Raw genomic sequence first — 13753 nt, 5'->3', positions numbered from 1 at the left:
CTTCCCGAAAGGATTTTATTAATGAAGCCCATCATCACGTCTGGTGGTTGTGATGAGAATCGAGAGACTCCAGGAGTACATCTCAGAGAAGGGTCTTGACGCCGCTCTAATAACGAGAAGGGAGAACCTCTTCTACTTCACCGGAAGCTCACCCGTCCTTGGTGGCTATCTCGTTGTTACCCCAGACGAGAGCGTGTTTCTCGTTCCCGAGCTCGAGTATGAGGAGGCGAAGGAGACTTCAAAGGTCCCCGTTGAAAAGTTCAAGGCTGGAAAGGAGCTGTACGAGAGGCTGAAAAGCTTCAAACTAAGAAAGCTCGGCATTGAAGGCAGAACGAGCTTTTCAATGGTTCAGGCCCTCAGGGAAAAGGCCGGTGTTGAGGACTTCGACGTTCTCGATGAGGTCATCAAGGAGCTCAGAATCATTAAGACAAAGGAAGAGATAGAGGTCATCGAAGCTGCCTGCAAGATAGCCGATATGGCCATGATGGCGGCGCTGGAAGAGATAAGTGCGGGCAAGCGTGAAAGGGAAATAGCCGCGGAGATGGAGTACGTCATGAAGATGAACGGCGCGGAAAAGCCAGCCTTCGACACGATAATAGCCAGCGGCTGGCGCTCTGCTCTGCCCCACGGCGTTGCCAGTGACAAAAGGATAGAGCGCGGCGAGCTGGTCGTTATCGACGAGGGTGCCCTTTACAGACACTACCATTCCGATATGACCAGAACCATTGTTGTTGGCTCCCCGAACGAGAAGCAGATGGAGATATACGAAATAGTCCTCGAGGCCCAGAAGAAGGGTGTGGAGGCAGCAAGGCCTGGAATAACGGCCAAAGAGCTTGACACCATTGTCAGGAACGTCATAGCCGAGTACGGCTACGGCGACAACTTCATCCACTCCACCGGCCACGGCGTAGGCCTTGAAATCCACGAGTGGCCTCGTGTGAGCCAGCATGACGACACAGAGCTCAAGCCGGGCATGGTAATAACCATCGAGCCCGGTATATACATTCCCAAGTTCGGCGGAGTTCGCATAGAGGACACCGTTCTCATAACCGAGAACGGCGCAAAGAGGCTTACCAAGACTGAGAGGGAACTCATCTGACTCCTTCCCCATTTCTCTCACAACTTTTTAAAGCCCGATACCTATTTTCTCAGGGGGTGAGAAGGTGCAGATAATCCACGAGGATCCCAAGGAGGGCAAGGTGAAGGTCAAAGCAGAGACTCTCGATGACCTCTGGCACCTCTATCACATCATCGACGAGGGAGACGTCGTTTACGCCAAAACTCTCAGAAAGCAGAGCCAGAGGAGCGACTCCCTGAGAGCGGAGAAGGTCGAGGTTATCCCAGTCTTCCTTGGAGTCAGGGCGGAGAAGATAAACTTCCACAAGTTCGCTAACCAGGTACGCGTTACCGGGCCGATAGTCTACGCGAGCAGGGAGGACGTTCCCCTCGGGAAGTACCACACCATAGCCATCGAGGAGGGAACGGTAGTCACAATCCAGAAGCCCCGCTGGAAGGAGCATCACATCGAGCGCTTGAGGGAAGCGGTCAGCGCCTCCAAGCGCGCCAGGATCATGATAGTCGTTATCGATGATGGCGAGGCCGACATGGCGCTGGTGAGGGAATATGGCGTGGAAATACTCACGAGCATAAGGCACAACCTCGGCGGAAAGCGTTACAACACGGACAGGGAAGCCGAGGAGAAGAGGTTCTTCCACGATGTGGCAAAGACCATGGAGGAGATAATGAACCGTGAGAAGGTCGAGAAGACCATAGTTGCCGGCCCTGGTTTCGTCAAGGAAGACTTCTACAAGTTCCTCCGGGAGAACTATCCAGAGCTGGCCAAGAAGGTCGTCATCGAGGACACGAGCGTGACCGGCAGAACGGGCATCTACGAGGTTATCAAACGTGGAACCGTCGATAGGGTCTACCACGAGAATCGCGTTGCGAAAGAAGTCCAGCTCGTCGAGAAGGTGCTCGAGAACATAGCGAAGAACAACGGCCTAGTTGCCTACGGCCTCAGGGAAGTCGAGGAAGCGGTGAACTACGGCGCAGTGGAGACGCTTTTGGTTCTCGACGAACTGCTCAAGGGTGAGATGAGAGAGAAGATCGAGGGGCTCATGGACACCGTTAGATACTCTCGCGGTGAGGTCGTCATCGTCAGCTCAGAGCATGAAGGAGGGGAGAAGCTGAAAGCCCTCGGAGGCCTGGCGGCTCTGCTGAGGTTTAGAGTGAAATGAGCTTTATCCCTTTCCATACAGCTCTGTGTAGGGGTCCCTTTCAAAAGTCGGGAAGGTCTTTTCTTTCCCTCCTTTCACAAGAACCCGTTCTTTTTCCTCGGTGAACTCTCCGAGCTCGAATGCCATAATTCCATTTTTATGTAATTCTTCAATTAAAGCATCAGCTTTCTCAGGCGGTGTTATGGCTATCAGCGTGCCCGTCGAGGAAATGCTCCACGGTTCAAGGCCGTAGAACTCAAGCACCTTCCTTACCAGAGGGTCGAGGTAGAGTCTATCCGCATAGACCCTGAACCCAACCCCCGAATTCTCAGCTATCTCGTGGAGCGCTGTTAGGCCGCCTTCGGTGGCATCGTGCATGCCCCTGACGAACGGCCTCGCAATCAGGGCGTCAGGAAGGGCAGTCTCAAATGTGAAAAGCCTCTTAAGCCTCTCGATCTCCTTGAATGTTAGAAACTTCCTTAGCTCCTCCTCCCGAAAATACGCGGCAGAAACGGCAAACTCAAGGCCGATCTTGGCGGTAACGATTATTTTATCGCCCGGCTCCGCCAGCGGGAGCTTTAGTTCGTCTTTTCTCACCAGACCCATCGCGGTGGTCGTTGAAGTGGGCTCTGCTATAGTTGGGTAAGCCCCAGTGTGGCCACCAATTATGGAGCTTCCATACTTGCGGCACTCGGTGTTTAGGCTTCTCATGACGTTCTCCAGGAAACTTCTCTTGGTCCCAGGGGGAAAGAGCAGATCAACTATCAGCCATCTTGGTCTTGCACCAAAAACGGCAACATCACTCGCTGCAAAATGGTAGGTGAAGAATCCGAAGGTTTCTTCAGGCACGCCCAGTGCCGGGTCTGTGGCGACGATTAAGTAGTGTTCGTGGTCGTATTCGAGGACAGCCGAGTCGAACCCCTCCTTTGGCCCGTAAATGACCCGAACATCTTCAATTCCAAGGTTTGGAAAGACGGCCTCCCTCAAAACGTCATTCCTGAGCTTTCCGAGTGGAAGTCTCACTCCTCGACCCTCCGGAACTCCGCGATTATCTCCTGGGCCTCCCTTAGGGTTTCCTCATCACAGTTCCAGCACATAATTTCGAAGCTCGGAACGCGGACGCTCATGCGGACCTTTTTCTTCCTTGCTAGCCTGCTTATCTCGTAGTTTACTCTGTAAGCCAAATCCATGAGCTTGGGAGTTACAATTTCCTCACGATCTATATACTGCAACGGACAGCCCTCGCGCCACTGCCTTCTGCGGGCGTGTTCATACATGCGATATGGCCTTATTCTGGCTTCTTCCGCAAGAGCTTCAACTTCCTCGGCGGTGTACTTAATCAATGGCCTGAAAAATGGGATGCCAATTCTCGGGAGGTCGCAGAGCCGTATATCCGTCCTGCACTGGTCGAGCAGGGCGCCAATTATCTTGTCGTTGGCGTTGTCACCTTTGGCCAAAACATCAAAGCCGTTGTTGATGGCAAACCACTTGGCGTTCCAAAGCATCACTTTCTTGCAGTTGATACATATGGGACCCTTTCTGCCAGCTGCCTCACGGAGAAGACCGTCAGTTACGTCCACGAGGTAGTGTTCAACGCCGAGCTTTCTCGTAAATTTCATGGCCCAGTTGAGCGTTTCCCTCCAGCTCCAGCGGTGGAAGAATGTGAGGGCTGAAACGTTGAGACCTGCTTTATTGAGCAGGTAGAGGGCTAGGCTGCTGTCCTTTCCTCCGGAGAATAGGACGAGAATCCGTTTCTCATAAAGCCCGCTTCGTTTAGAGAACTCCCGTATTTCATTAACGACACTCTCAATCATGGGGAGAAATACTGAAGGAGGCTTAAAAATCTAAGCCTCAGACATTGACCTTGCCGACCCACTTCTCGGCGAGGTTGCCAAAGATCGGGAACTTGTAGTACTCGCCCTGGTAAGCCTTAAGTATTCCAAGTATCAAAAAGACAAGCCACGCCAACCACACCAACGTACCCAGTAGTGTGAAGAGAAGTCCTAGTGGTCCAGCAATGATACTCAGAATTGCACCTAGTATCCACAGAACTACCCAAATAATGGTGAGACCTATGAACGTAATCGTTGACTGCATAGCATGGAAACGGACGAAATCACTTTCCTTCTCTAGCACCAGAAAGATTATGCCAGTGAGCCATCCGAGCACATACGCCAGCAAAGCCTCAACGTTCTCCTCCATGCCCAGAGAAGTCTTCTTTTTGGGTTCTTCGGGTGGAATCTCCTCCATAAACAACACACCTCCGAAATTCAATTAATTGTATTCTCTTCAATCCCTTAAATATCTTTCCAAAGTTTTAACATAGGTTCCAAAGGAGAAATCTTACGTAAGTCTACATCTAAACCAACAGTTTTCTGATTTCGAACCATTGGGCTTTGTTAGGCCCACCAAAGCTTTTTAAGGCTATCTACATACCCAAAATAGAATTAGGATAACCTAACGGTGATGCTCATGATTGTACCCTTAAACACCCTGAGACCCGGAGAAGGGGGAATCGTGGTTAACATAGTGGCCGGGTCCTATGCAAGACAGAGACTGGTTTCTATGGGGCTTACACCTGGAGCCACGGTTCAAATCATCGAATCTCACTCAATGGGCCCAATAATTATCTCCGTTGGAGGAGTAAGGTTTGCCATCGGTAGCGGATTAGCCGCCAAAGTCATGGTCAGAAAGCTCTGAGGTGGTTCTTCATGATGAAGGTCATTGCTCTGACCGGAAATCCTAACGTTGGGAAGACCACTATTTTCAACGCCTTGACCGGCATGCGCCAGCACGTCGGCAACTGGCCGGGAGTTACCGTTGAAAAGAAGGAAGGAATCCTGGAGTACAGGGGGCAGAAGTTCCTCGTGGTGGACCTCCCGGGAACTTATTCTCTTACCGCTCATTCTGTTGACGAGCTCGTGGCGAGAGATTTTCTCCTCAAGGGAAGCGCGGATGTTGTTGTGAACGTCGTGGATGCGACAGCCCTAATGAGAAACCTCTTTCTCACGATGGAGATACTCGAGATGAGCCTTGACAACGTGGTCATAGCGCTCAATAAGACAGACCTCGCTGAGAAAAGGGGCATCGAAATAAACGTTAAGAGGATGGAGGAAGTCCTTGGCGTTCCTATCGTTCCACTCAACGCGAAGGAGGGCATCGGTCTTGAGGAGCTCAAGGAAAGGATATATCAGATGGCGAACGGCAAGCTGAAGGCTCACCCCATCATCCCGACCTATGACCCAGAAGTCGAAAGGGAAATCGAACACATAACCGCGGCCCTCAGAAACACTCCCCTGGCAGAAAAGTACAGCCTCCGATGGCTCGCCATAAAGCTCCTCCAGAGGGACGACGGAGTAATAAAGCTCATCCTCAGGCACCTTGGAAAGGAGAAGCTCGACGAGATAATGACTCACATAGGGGAAGTCGAAGAGCGGTACAAGCGCGCGATGGACCTCATAATAGCCAGCCAGAAGTATGAGTTCATAGATGGACTCATGCACAGGTTCGTGAGGTATTCCCATGAGCAAGGAGAGACCTTCAGCGACCAACTCGACCGGATTCTGACGCATCCAGTTTACGGCCTCCTGGCACTCTTTGGAGTGTTCTACCTTGTCTTTAAGTTCGTCTTCACCTTTGGAATGCCCCTTCAGGAACTGCTCGATGAGGCTTTCTCGGGCTTTGGAGAGTGGCTAGCCCCCCAAATAGCTAACGAGATCCTCCGCGGTTTGGTTGTTGATGGAATCATTGCCGGAGTCGGCTCAGTTCTGAGTTTCTTCCCGCTGGTGTTCCTCCTGTTCCTTGTCATGTCCCTGCTCGAGGACGTCGGCTACATGGCCAGGGCTGCCGTCGTGATGGAGAGGATAATGCGCAAGTTCGGCCTCCCCGGAAAGAGCTTCATACCCCTGGTCCTCGCCTTCGGCTGCAACGTTCCCGCGGTGATGGCCACCAGAACCCTTGACGAGGAGAGAGACAGACTCGTTACGATGCTTGTAAACCCATTAATCCCGTGCAGCGCGAGGCTGAGCGTCATAAGCTTCCTCGCAGGGGCCTTCTTTATCGAGAGGCGGGCCCTCGTGGCGGTCAGCATTTACGCCACTGCCATACTCCTCGCGCTCCTCATGGCATGGGTCATCAGCAGGTTCATAATCAAAGGGGAAGAAAGCCCCTTCATCATCGAGCTGCCAGAATACCTTGTGCCCTCATGGAAGACGGTACTGCTCCACTCCTGGGAGAGGAGCAAGGAGTTCGTCAAGAAGGCAGGAACGATAATACTCCTGGGATCGGTAGCAATATGGTACCTCAGCAGCCATCCCGTCGAGATAGGCACCGGCCAGAGCTACGCTGAGAGGCTCGGCACCTCTTTCGAGCCCTACATGAAGCTCATGGGACTTGACTGGAAGGCTGCGGTAAGCCTGCTCTTCGGTATAATCGCCAAGGAGAACGTCATCTCGACTTACGGTATAATCTACGGAAACGAGGAGGTGATAGCGAGCGTCATGACACCCCTTCAGGCGTATGTGCTGGCCCTTGTTACGACCCTCTACGTCCCGTGTATCGCCACAATCGGTGCGATAAGGGCTGAGAGCAACTGGAAGTGGGCGGCATTTACGGTCTTTTACATGATAGCGCTGGCTTCCATAGTAGGAATAATAGTCTGGCAAATCGGCACGGCTCTGGGTCTTTGAGGTGAAAAAGATGCTTGAGCAAATCCTTGAGCTGATCAAGGAAGGGAAAAGCCTCGATGAGATAGCCGAGAGGCTCTCGCTCCCGCGGGAAGAAGTCGAGGGGGCGCTGAAGATCCTGGAAAGTCTGGGCTACATTGAACGGGTAGAACTCGGAAGCTCGACCTGTGAAACATGCCCTCTCAAAAGTGTCTGCCCCGGCTCCTGTTTCCGCTTTAAGGGGCAGATATACATCGTTCCGGAATTAAATCTCAGTGGACAGAAATGAACCCCTTCTCCTTTTCGTTCATTGTGGGACATATTTAATGGCCGTAAAATATATAAGTTTCCAGCAGGAGTGTTAAATGGTGATACTATGAAAGCCGTTATTCTTGCTGGTGGTTTTGGAACTAGGTTAAGGCCACTTTCATCGACCAGACCAAAGCCGATGGTTCCAGTTCTTGGCAAGCCGAACCTTCAGTACCTTCTGGAGAGCCTTGAGAAGATATCCGAAATCGACGAAGTTGTTCTTTCGGTTCACTATATGAAGGGGGAGATAAGAGAGTTCATCGACGAGAAGATGAGCGATTACCCCAAAGACATCCGCTTCGTTAACGATCCCATGCCGCTTGAAACCGGTGGTGCGCTCAAGAACGTTGAGGACTACGTGAGCGAGGACTTCCTCGTTATCTACGGTGATGTCTTCACGAACTTTGACTTCAAAGAGCTTATAGAGGCTCACAGAAAGAACGGTAGCCTCATCACTGTTGCCGTCACCAAGGTCTATGATCCCGAGAAGTACGGTGTCGTTGAGGTCGATGAAGAAGGCAAGGTTGTTCACTTCGAAGAGAAGCCCAAGAGGCCAAAGACTAACCTTGTCGATGCCGGAATATACATGGTGAACAAAAAGGTTCTTGATACCATTCCAAAGAACAAGGAGGTCTACTTTGAGAAGGAGGTTCTCCCGAAGTTTGTCGCCCAGGGAGAGGTTTATGCCCACCAGATACCACGCGGGCACTACTGGATCGACCTCGGAACGCCAGACGATCTTTTCTACGCCCACCAAATAGCGATGGACGAGATAACTAAGCAGAATGGCTACTACACCATCAAAGAAGGTGCAGAGGTTCCGGAGGACGTTGAGATTCAGGGACCTGTCTACATCGACGAAGGGGTCAAGATAGGCCACGGCGTCAAGATAAAGGCCTACACGTATATCGGTCCGAACAGCATAATCGAGGACAAGGCATATCTCAAGAGGGCCATCCTGATAGGAAGCGACATAGTCAAGGAAAGGGCGGAGATAAAGGACTCCATACTTGGAGAAGGCGTCGTTATTGGCAGGAATGTCCTCCTCAAAGAGAACGCCGTCGTCGGCGACTATGCCAAGATATACGACAACCTTGTCATCTACGGTGCGAAGGTACTCCCGTGGAAGAAGGTCGAGGAGTACGAAGCCTACATCAAGATAAAGCTTGATCCAACCAAGGTCAGACCCGGCGTTACGCCGGAGCGCTGTCCGCTTGGACTGCCCGAGTGCATCTACACCAAATTCAAGGCCATAGCAGGAGAAAAGCCGCCCTGTGACGAGTGTATCGAGAACCAGTGGCTCTTCTGAGCCTTTCCTCTTTTTGAACCTTTAGGACAAGCTTTAAAGGCTCGTGAAAGAAGGAAATCAAAACTGACCTCCTCCCCGCCCTGAAGGGCGATGCCTGAAGAAAAATGTCAAAAACTTTGATGAAACTTTGCTGGCGCAAAGTTTCCTTCAGTACCTAATTCTTGGGTTGTACTCGAGGAGCATCAGACCGTTCTTGAATATTCTTATCGTGCCGCTCTCGGAGAGGCTTATGGAGATGGCTTTAGTCAGCTTTGTTATTCCCGCGGCTGCTATGTGTCTGCTACCGAGTCCCGGTGGGAGCATCAGATCTATGGCCCTGGGATCAACCTCTATGTACCTTCCCGCCGCTATAATCCTCCCAGTATTGCTTACGACGAACGCCCCGTCAAGCTGGGCGAATTCTTTGATGATCTCCTTGCTGTCTCTGTCAAGAACGTTTATCTTGTGGCCCTTGAAGGGATTGGGTATCATCTGGTGGGAGTGCTTCAGCACGTTCCTCGTGTCGCCGATTATGAAGAGCGTTCCCACGGGTGTGCCCTCCCTTCCTTCTATGCTCAGCTCGATGGTTATCTCAAGCAGCCGCTGAAGGACGTTCTGGTTCTGGGCAAAGAAGCCCCTCATGGCGGAGATGCTTTTCTTGACAGTTTTGATTCCGATCAGCTCGCTGGTAACGTAAACGAAAGAATCCCCCTCCTTAACTATATCATGCTCAAGGAGAAATGCCGAGATTAAGTTGAGAATGTTGTTCAGATCAAGATTCTGGGGAATTGAAACTCTTTTGATCTTCTCGTTCTCGACGTCAAAGGAAGAGCTCACTATTACAACAGTAACTCCTATGTCCGGAATTCTTCCTTGCTCAACGTCCTCGAGTATCACCAGCGATTTCCCTTCGAGTTCTTTTACGATATCGATCGCGCTTTTTATCAGTATCTCGGGGATTCTCTTGCCCATATTAACCAGCCATTAATGAAGTGACTTTGGGTAGTATAAAAATCTACCGTCTTCAGAAAACGTTAAAACTAAGCGTGCTATATGGCATTTGGTGTGAAACATGAGGATCGTGGTTGCAATAACCGGGGCAAGTGGTGTAATCTATGGTGTGAGATTGATCGAAGTTCTGCGTGAGCTGGGGCATGAGGTCGTAACGGTAGCTTCTAAAACAGGTCTGGCAGTGATAAGGCACGAGCTTGGAATAGATTTCAAGCCGGATTACCGAGAGGAGAATCTCTTCGCGCCGATAGCTTCTGGCTCCAACCGCTTCGATGCCATGGTAATAGCCCCCTGTTCGATGAAGACCCTTTCCGCAATAGCCAATGGCTACGCCGACAACCTGATAACAAGGGTAGCCGATGTTGCTTTAAAAGAACGCAGAAAACTTATCCTACTCGTCAGGGAAACACCTTTAAACTTGATACATCTGCAAAATATGGTGCTGGTCACCCAAGCTGGTGCAGTTGTCATGCCAGCTTCCCCAGGATTTTACACAAAACCCAAAACTTTGGACGAAATGGTAAACTTTATAATTGGAAAAATCTTAGACCTTCTTGGGATCGAGAACGAGATATACCCTCGGTGGAGGAGTTGATATGGTCCAGCTTGATGACCTTGATAGGGCAATCCTCCGCATTCTGAAGGAGGATGCAAGGTTGACAATATCCGAGATAGCCGAGAGGCTTAATAGGCCGGAATCCACGATCCATTTTAGGATTAAAAAGCTACAAGAGCGAAACATCATTGATAAATACACTATAATTATTGGCAAAGAGCTCCAGCCGAAGAGTCTCGCTATAGTTTACATTCAGGCCGAAACCCCTATCATAGAAGACTTCCTCGAGAGGTATATCAGTTACATCATGAAAACTCTTTCCATGCTTCCCAACGTCTTGGCAGTTTCTAGGAGTGGAAAGGATGGAGTTATTGCATTGGTAGGGGAAGAAAGTCACGAGAAGCTCAACCGCTTTGTGGACGAGACTATAAGAGTCCTTCCGACCCTCAAGCGAGTCGAAGTATTCACGCTGGACGAGTTCAGCAAGGGCGAAGGACTCGTTGGGTTCCTAGTGGGGGTCTAAATGGAGGTAGAGGTTAAGTTTCGCGTTGAATTTAATGAGACCAAAGACGCAATAGAATCTCTCGGTGCCATATTCATCAGAGAAGAGCTTCAGGAAGACCTCTACTTTTCTCTTTCCCTTCCAGAGCTCCTTAGGCTTAGGCGGATAACCAACCTTGGAAAGTCTTTCCTCACGTACAAGAGAATAGAGGATCCTGGAGAGAACGAGGAGTTCGACGAAATAGAAGTTGAAATTTCGGATTTTGAAAAAACCCGGGAGATCCTAAAACGTCTCGGCTTCAAAGAGGACGTATGGGTTAGGAAAAGGCGTCTGGTTTATAAGCTCGATGATGTGACGTTTGAGCTGAGCGAAGTTGAGGGACTGGGGGCGTTTCTTGATATAGAGGTCATGAGCAACGACGTTGAAGGCGCGAAAAAGCGGATATGGAAAATTGCAGAAAAGCTCGGATTGACGGAAAAAGATGTTGAGCCAAGGCTGTATCAGGAGCTCCTTCGCGAGGTTGATAGCAGGGGCAAAATGTAAATACTTCAAACCCCATAAAGACTATCTGGGGATACCATGGGGGTTAATAGGGGCCAAGGTTCTCTCGAGTACCTCTTCATGATAGTGGCCGCTCTGGTGATAATCTTGGTCGTGGTACGCGCGATAAGCGGCATATCCACGCCGTACTCAACTGCACTTACAGTAGATCCTGAAAGCCTGACCAGCCAAGTTGAGGATCAGGTGAGCTTTAAGGTTGAAGCATGGGTTGAGGACAACGGTGATGGCACATACAAAGTTTACTACCGCATATGGGCCCTTGAGAAACCCCTTACGGGCGCAGAGGTTCAGCTGGTGTGTTTCGGCCCCACCAACAACGTTGCTGGCCTTGACCCAATTAAACACGAAGGTATCCTCGAGCCGGTCAATTACTGGGCGAACTACTGGACACCAGTTCCGAGGGAAGCGTTTCCATGCCAGGTGCAGTTCACACTCTGGAAGAGGGGACTGGGATGAAGTGGGCCAAGTTCTTCGTTTTGCTGGCTTTAATCTGCTTTTCAATCTTTACAACACGCGTCTCAGCAAGCTTCGCGGTCTACTACGGCCAGATAGGCCCCTCAGAGTACTCTGAGCTTGGTAGCTTCGACATAATAATCCTCTCACCTACCGTAAACTCGACCTACGTTTCGAAGCTATCGGCTAACCACACCGTTGTCGGCTACGTCAGCCTTGCGACAATCGGTGGCTGGGAACCATGGGCAAAGAACCTCCCGGAAGGCCTGCTAATAGGAGAAAACCAGAACTGGGATGAAGGAGTAGTGGACTTTTCGTCGCCTGAATGGGAGCGTATAATTTTGGAAGAGGCGGTTCCATATATCCTTTCCCAGGGCTTTGATGGAGTCTTCCTAGACAACCTCGATTACGTTGATCTATATCCTGATAAAAAGGACGCAATGATCAATCTGGTGAGGGCCATTAGGGAGCGCTATCCCAACATTACAATAATCGCCAACAGAGGCTTCTCAATAGCCGAGGAAATAGCGCCCTACGTTGACTATGTCCTCCTTGAGGACTTTGTGACATACTACAACTTCTCAAGCGACCGCTACGAGGTTTTTGATGAGAGCGAACTTCAATGGGAGTTCGACCAGATTCAAAAGCTTAAGTCCCTCAACATCTCAATACTCGCCCTAAGCTACGCTGACCTAACCAACGAATCGCAGGTGAGGGAGTTCTCCGCATTAATCTGCATGTACGCGGAAGAATACAATATCTCCGATGTCTATCTCGCCGACCTGAGCCTCCAGAGGATAGGTTTTGACCCGTGTGAGCGTCAGAGGGAGGGCACAAGGACTACCTGGGAAGGCACACCTCAAGAAACGTCCAGTGAAGAAAATGAAGAGGCCGTCTGTGGGCCAGTGATTTTCCTCCCGCTGATTCTCCTCGGCCGCTTCATCTTGCGGTAGCGACAATCTTGATGATGTCGTTGAATCCGAGCTCGTAGTCCTCTCCAACACGCCTGTGGGTTCTGGCGTTGACGGCGTAGAGGAAGGTCTTTCCGAGGTCTGTGTGGACTTTGTATGCCAAGTCCCTCGGCGTTGAGCCCTTGGGGAGTAAGTGGACGTGCGGCAGAACGTTGCCGAACTGGTCTGTGAGCTTGTGCTCGTCCTCGACTGGGTAAACCGGAACGAGCTGGAGTAACTCGAAGACGGCCCTGTTTATGACCTCTTGCACGCCGGTAGAGCCAAACCTGTCGAGAACTTTCTCCTTGATGAGCTGGAGAGCCTTTTCCTGCTTGGCGCTCATTGGCTTCAGGATCTTGAAGTCGCTCGAGCCAGGAACGTAGTCTATGAAGCCAGCCTTTGCGGCTTTTCTGAGGGTGAGCTCAGCCGCCGCTGAAGTCGGAACAACTATGTATCCCCTCTTCTCGCCCTCTTTCTTGAGTTTTTCTATCTGCTCGTCGCTGGCGGCGTCAGCCTTGTTGGCAGCGATGATAATCGGCTTGTTCACCTTTCTTAGTTCCCTTACGAAGGCCAAAAGATCCTTATCGCTCCATTTCGTGGGATCGTTGTCCAGACCGAGCCTGTGGATTGCCTCAAAGGCATCTTCCTCGCTGACGCCTATTCCCGTCAGCTGGTCAGCTATCGCCTGCGCCAATTTGAGGTGCTGGAGCTTTATCCTCTTGGCGAACTTCTCCCAGTTCTTCCTAAGAATGCCGTATATCCAGTAGTCTATCTCCTTCTCCAGGAACTCTATATCCTCGACCGGGTCGTGGTAGTCAGTCAGCTGTCCCTCGGCGTCGGTCTTGCCCGTAACGTCAACGACGTGGATGAGTGCGGAGGCCATCCTGAGGTCGTCGAGGAACTTGTTGCCCAGACCGCGGCCCTCGTGGGCGCCGGGGACGAGACCGGCGACGTCGATCATCTTTATCGGGATGAGTGCGAGGCCATCCTTGTATTCGTAGTTCTGCGGGTTTGGCTTACAGCCGAGCTCCTTGCAGGGGTGCTCCGCTACCGCGTAAGTGACGCCGACGTTGGCATCTATCGTCGTGAAAGGGTAATTGGCAATTTGAACGTCAACGAGGGTTGCCGCCGAGAAGAAGGTCGATTTTCCAACGTTTGGCTTGCCAACGACACCTATCTCCATGCTCACCACCGAGGTAAATTGGTCAGGGGGTTTTAAAGGGCTATGGTCTGCTACAACTCC

16 protein-coding genes are annotated in these 13753 nt (G+C 51.0%); 11 read left to right on the top strand and 5 right to left on the bottom strand.

Annotation, left to right across the window (positions count from 1 at the left end; genetic code table 11):
* The first annotated feature begins 52 nt into the window (after positions 1-52).
* On the top strand, positions 53-1099 hold the full coding sequence (gene pepQ, locus E3E32_RS02775) for a Xaa-Pro dipeptidase PepQ (protein WP_167730925.1): 1047 nt from the start codon (positions 53-55) through the stop codon (positions 1097-1099).
* Between the two features lie 64 nt (positions 1100-1163).
* On the top strand, positions 1164-2237 hold the full coding sequence (locus E3E32_RS02770) for an mRNA surveillance protein pelota (protein ID WP_167730066.1): 1074 nt from the start codon (positions 1164-1166) through the stop codon (positions 2235-2237).
* Positions 2238-2240: 3 nt separating this feature from the next.
* Here E3E32_RS02770 and E3E32_RS02765 read toward each other — a convergent pair whose 3' ends face one another.
* Genes E3E32_RS02765 through E3E32_RS02755 form a run of 3 tightly spaced genes read right to left on the bottom strand, consistent with a single transcriptional unit; the run spans position 2241 to position 4466 of the window.
* Positions 2241-3239 carry an AIR synthase family protein gene (locus E3E32_RS02765; RefSeq protein WP_167730065.1) on the bottom strand — a complete coding sequence of 333 codons (999 nt, stop codon included), beginning with the start codon at positions 3237-3239 and terminating at the stop codon, positions 2241-2243.
* A complete protein-coding gene (locus tag E3E32_RS02760) occupies positions 3236-4030 on the bottom strand; it encodes a 7-cyano-7-deazaguanine synthase (RefSeq protein ID WP_167730064.1) in 795 nt (264 codons plus the stop codon). Before E3E32_RS02760 ends, E3E32_RS02765 begins: the two co-directional genes overlap by 4 nt.
* A gap of 37 nt (positions 4031-4067) precedes the next feature.
* Complete coding sequence (locus E3E32_RS02755) at positions 4068-4466, bottom strand: DUF4870 domain-containing protein (RefSeq protein ID WP_167730063.1); 399 nt, start codon at positions 4464-4466, stop codon at positions 4068-4070.
* Between the two features lie 216 nt (positions 4467-4682).
* Here E3E32_RS02755 and E3E32_RS02750 point away from each other — a divergent pair, with 216 nt between their 5' ends.
* The 4 genes from E3E32_RS02750 to E3E32_RS02735 all read left to right on the top strand — a co-directional run bounded on the left by E3E32_RS02750 (position 4683) and on the right by E3E32_RS02735 (position 8498).
* On the top strand, positions 4683-4916 hold the full coding sequence (locus E3E32_RS02750) for a ferrous iron transport protein A (protein ID WP_370456348.1): 234 nt from the start codon (positions 4683-4685) through the stop codon (positions 4914-4916).
* A gap of 11 nt (positions 4917-4927) precedes the next feature.
* On the top strand, positions 4928-6904 hold the full coding sequence (feoB, locus tag E3E32_RS02745) for a ferrous iron transport protein B (protein WP_167730062.1): 1977 nt from the start codon (positions 4928-4930) through the stop codon (positions 6902-6904).
* Positions 6905-6914: 10 nt separating this feature from the next.
* Positions 6915-7169 (top strand): DNA-binding protein, encoded by a 255-nt coding sequence (locus tag E3E32_RS02740; RefSeq protein ID WP_167730061.1) that lies wholly within the window; start codon positions 6915-6917, stop codon positions 7167-7169.
* An 87-nt stretch (positions 7170-7256) separates the two neighbouring features.
* Positions 7257-8498 (top strand): sugar phosphate nucleotidyltransferase, encoded by a 1242-nt coding sequence (locus E3E32_RS02735; RefSeq protein WP_167730060.1) that lies wholly within the window; start codon positions 7257-7259, stop codon positions 8496-8498.
* A gap of 147 nt (positions 8499-8645) precedes the next feature.
* Here the strand turns inward: E3E32_RS02735 and E3E32_RS02730 are convergent, their stop codons facing one another.
* Positions 8646-9449: a diadenylate cyclase gene (locus E3E32_RS02730; RefSeq protein WP_012571619.1), complete on the bottom strand. Its 804-nt coding sequence runs from the start codon at positions 9447-9449 to the stop codon at positions 8646-8648.
* Between the two features lie 100 nt (positions 9450-9549).
* Between E3E32_RS02730 and E3E32_RS02725 the strand changes: the two genes are divergently transcribed.
* The 5 genes from E3E32_RS02725 to E3E32_RS02705 are packed head-to-tail and all read left to right on the top strand — an operon-like array spanning position 9550 to position 12513.
* Complete coding sequence (locus E3E32_RS02725) at positions 9550-10083, top strand: UbiX family flavin prenyltransferase (protein ID WP_167730059.1); 534 nt, start codon at positions 9550-9552, stop codon at positions 10081-10083.
* A 1-nt stretch (position 10084) separates the two neighbouring features.
* The gene (locus tag E3E32_RS02720) at positions 10085-10567 is read left to right on the top strand and encodes an Lrp/AsnC family transcriptional regulator (RefSeq protein ID WP_167730058.1); all 483 of its coding nucleotides are present in this window, start codon (positions 10085-10087) and stop codon (positions 10565-10567) included.
* Complete coding sequence (gene cyaB / locus E3E32_RS02715) at positions 10568-11089, top strand: class IV adenylate cyclase (RefSeq protein WP_167730057.1); 522 nt, start codon at positions 10568-10570, stop codon at positions 11087-11089.
* A gap of 36 nt (positions 11090-11125) precedes the next feature.
* Entirely contained in the window at positions 11126-11563 is a 438-nt protein-coding gene (locus E3E32_RS02710) for a class III signal peptide-containing protein (protein ID WP_167730056.1), read from the top strand.
* Positions 11560-12513, top strand: coding sequence for an endo alpha-1,4 polygalactosaminidase (locus E3E32_RS02705; RefSeq protein ID WP_240910554.1), 954 nt, complete (start codon positions 11560-11562; stop codon positions 12511-12513). Before E3E32_RS02710 ends, E3E32_RS02705 begins: the two co-directional genes overlap by 4 nt.
* On the opposite strand, the gene E3E32_RS02700 is transcribed toward E3E32_RS02705, so the two are convergent.
* Positions 12500-13693 (bottom strand): redox-regulated ATPase YchF, encoded by a 1194-nt coding sequence (locus tag E3E32_RS02700; protein ID WP_167730923.1) that lies wholly within the window; start codon positions 13691-13693, stop codon positions 12500-12502. The genes E3E32_RS02705 and E3E32_RS02700 overlap by 14 nt on opposite strands.
* Positions 13694-13753 lie beyond the last annotated feature (60 nt).

Origin of the sequence: Thermococcus sp. GR6, assembly GCF_012027415.1 — an archaeon.
Lineage (GTDB): Archaea > Methanobacteriota_B > Thermococci > Thermococcales > Thermococcaceae > Thermococcus > Thermococcus onnurineus.
This window is presented reverse-complemented; position numbering and strand designations above follow the sequence as displayed.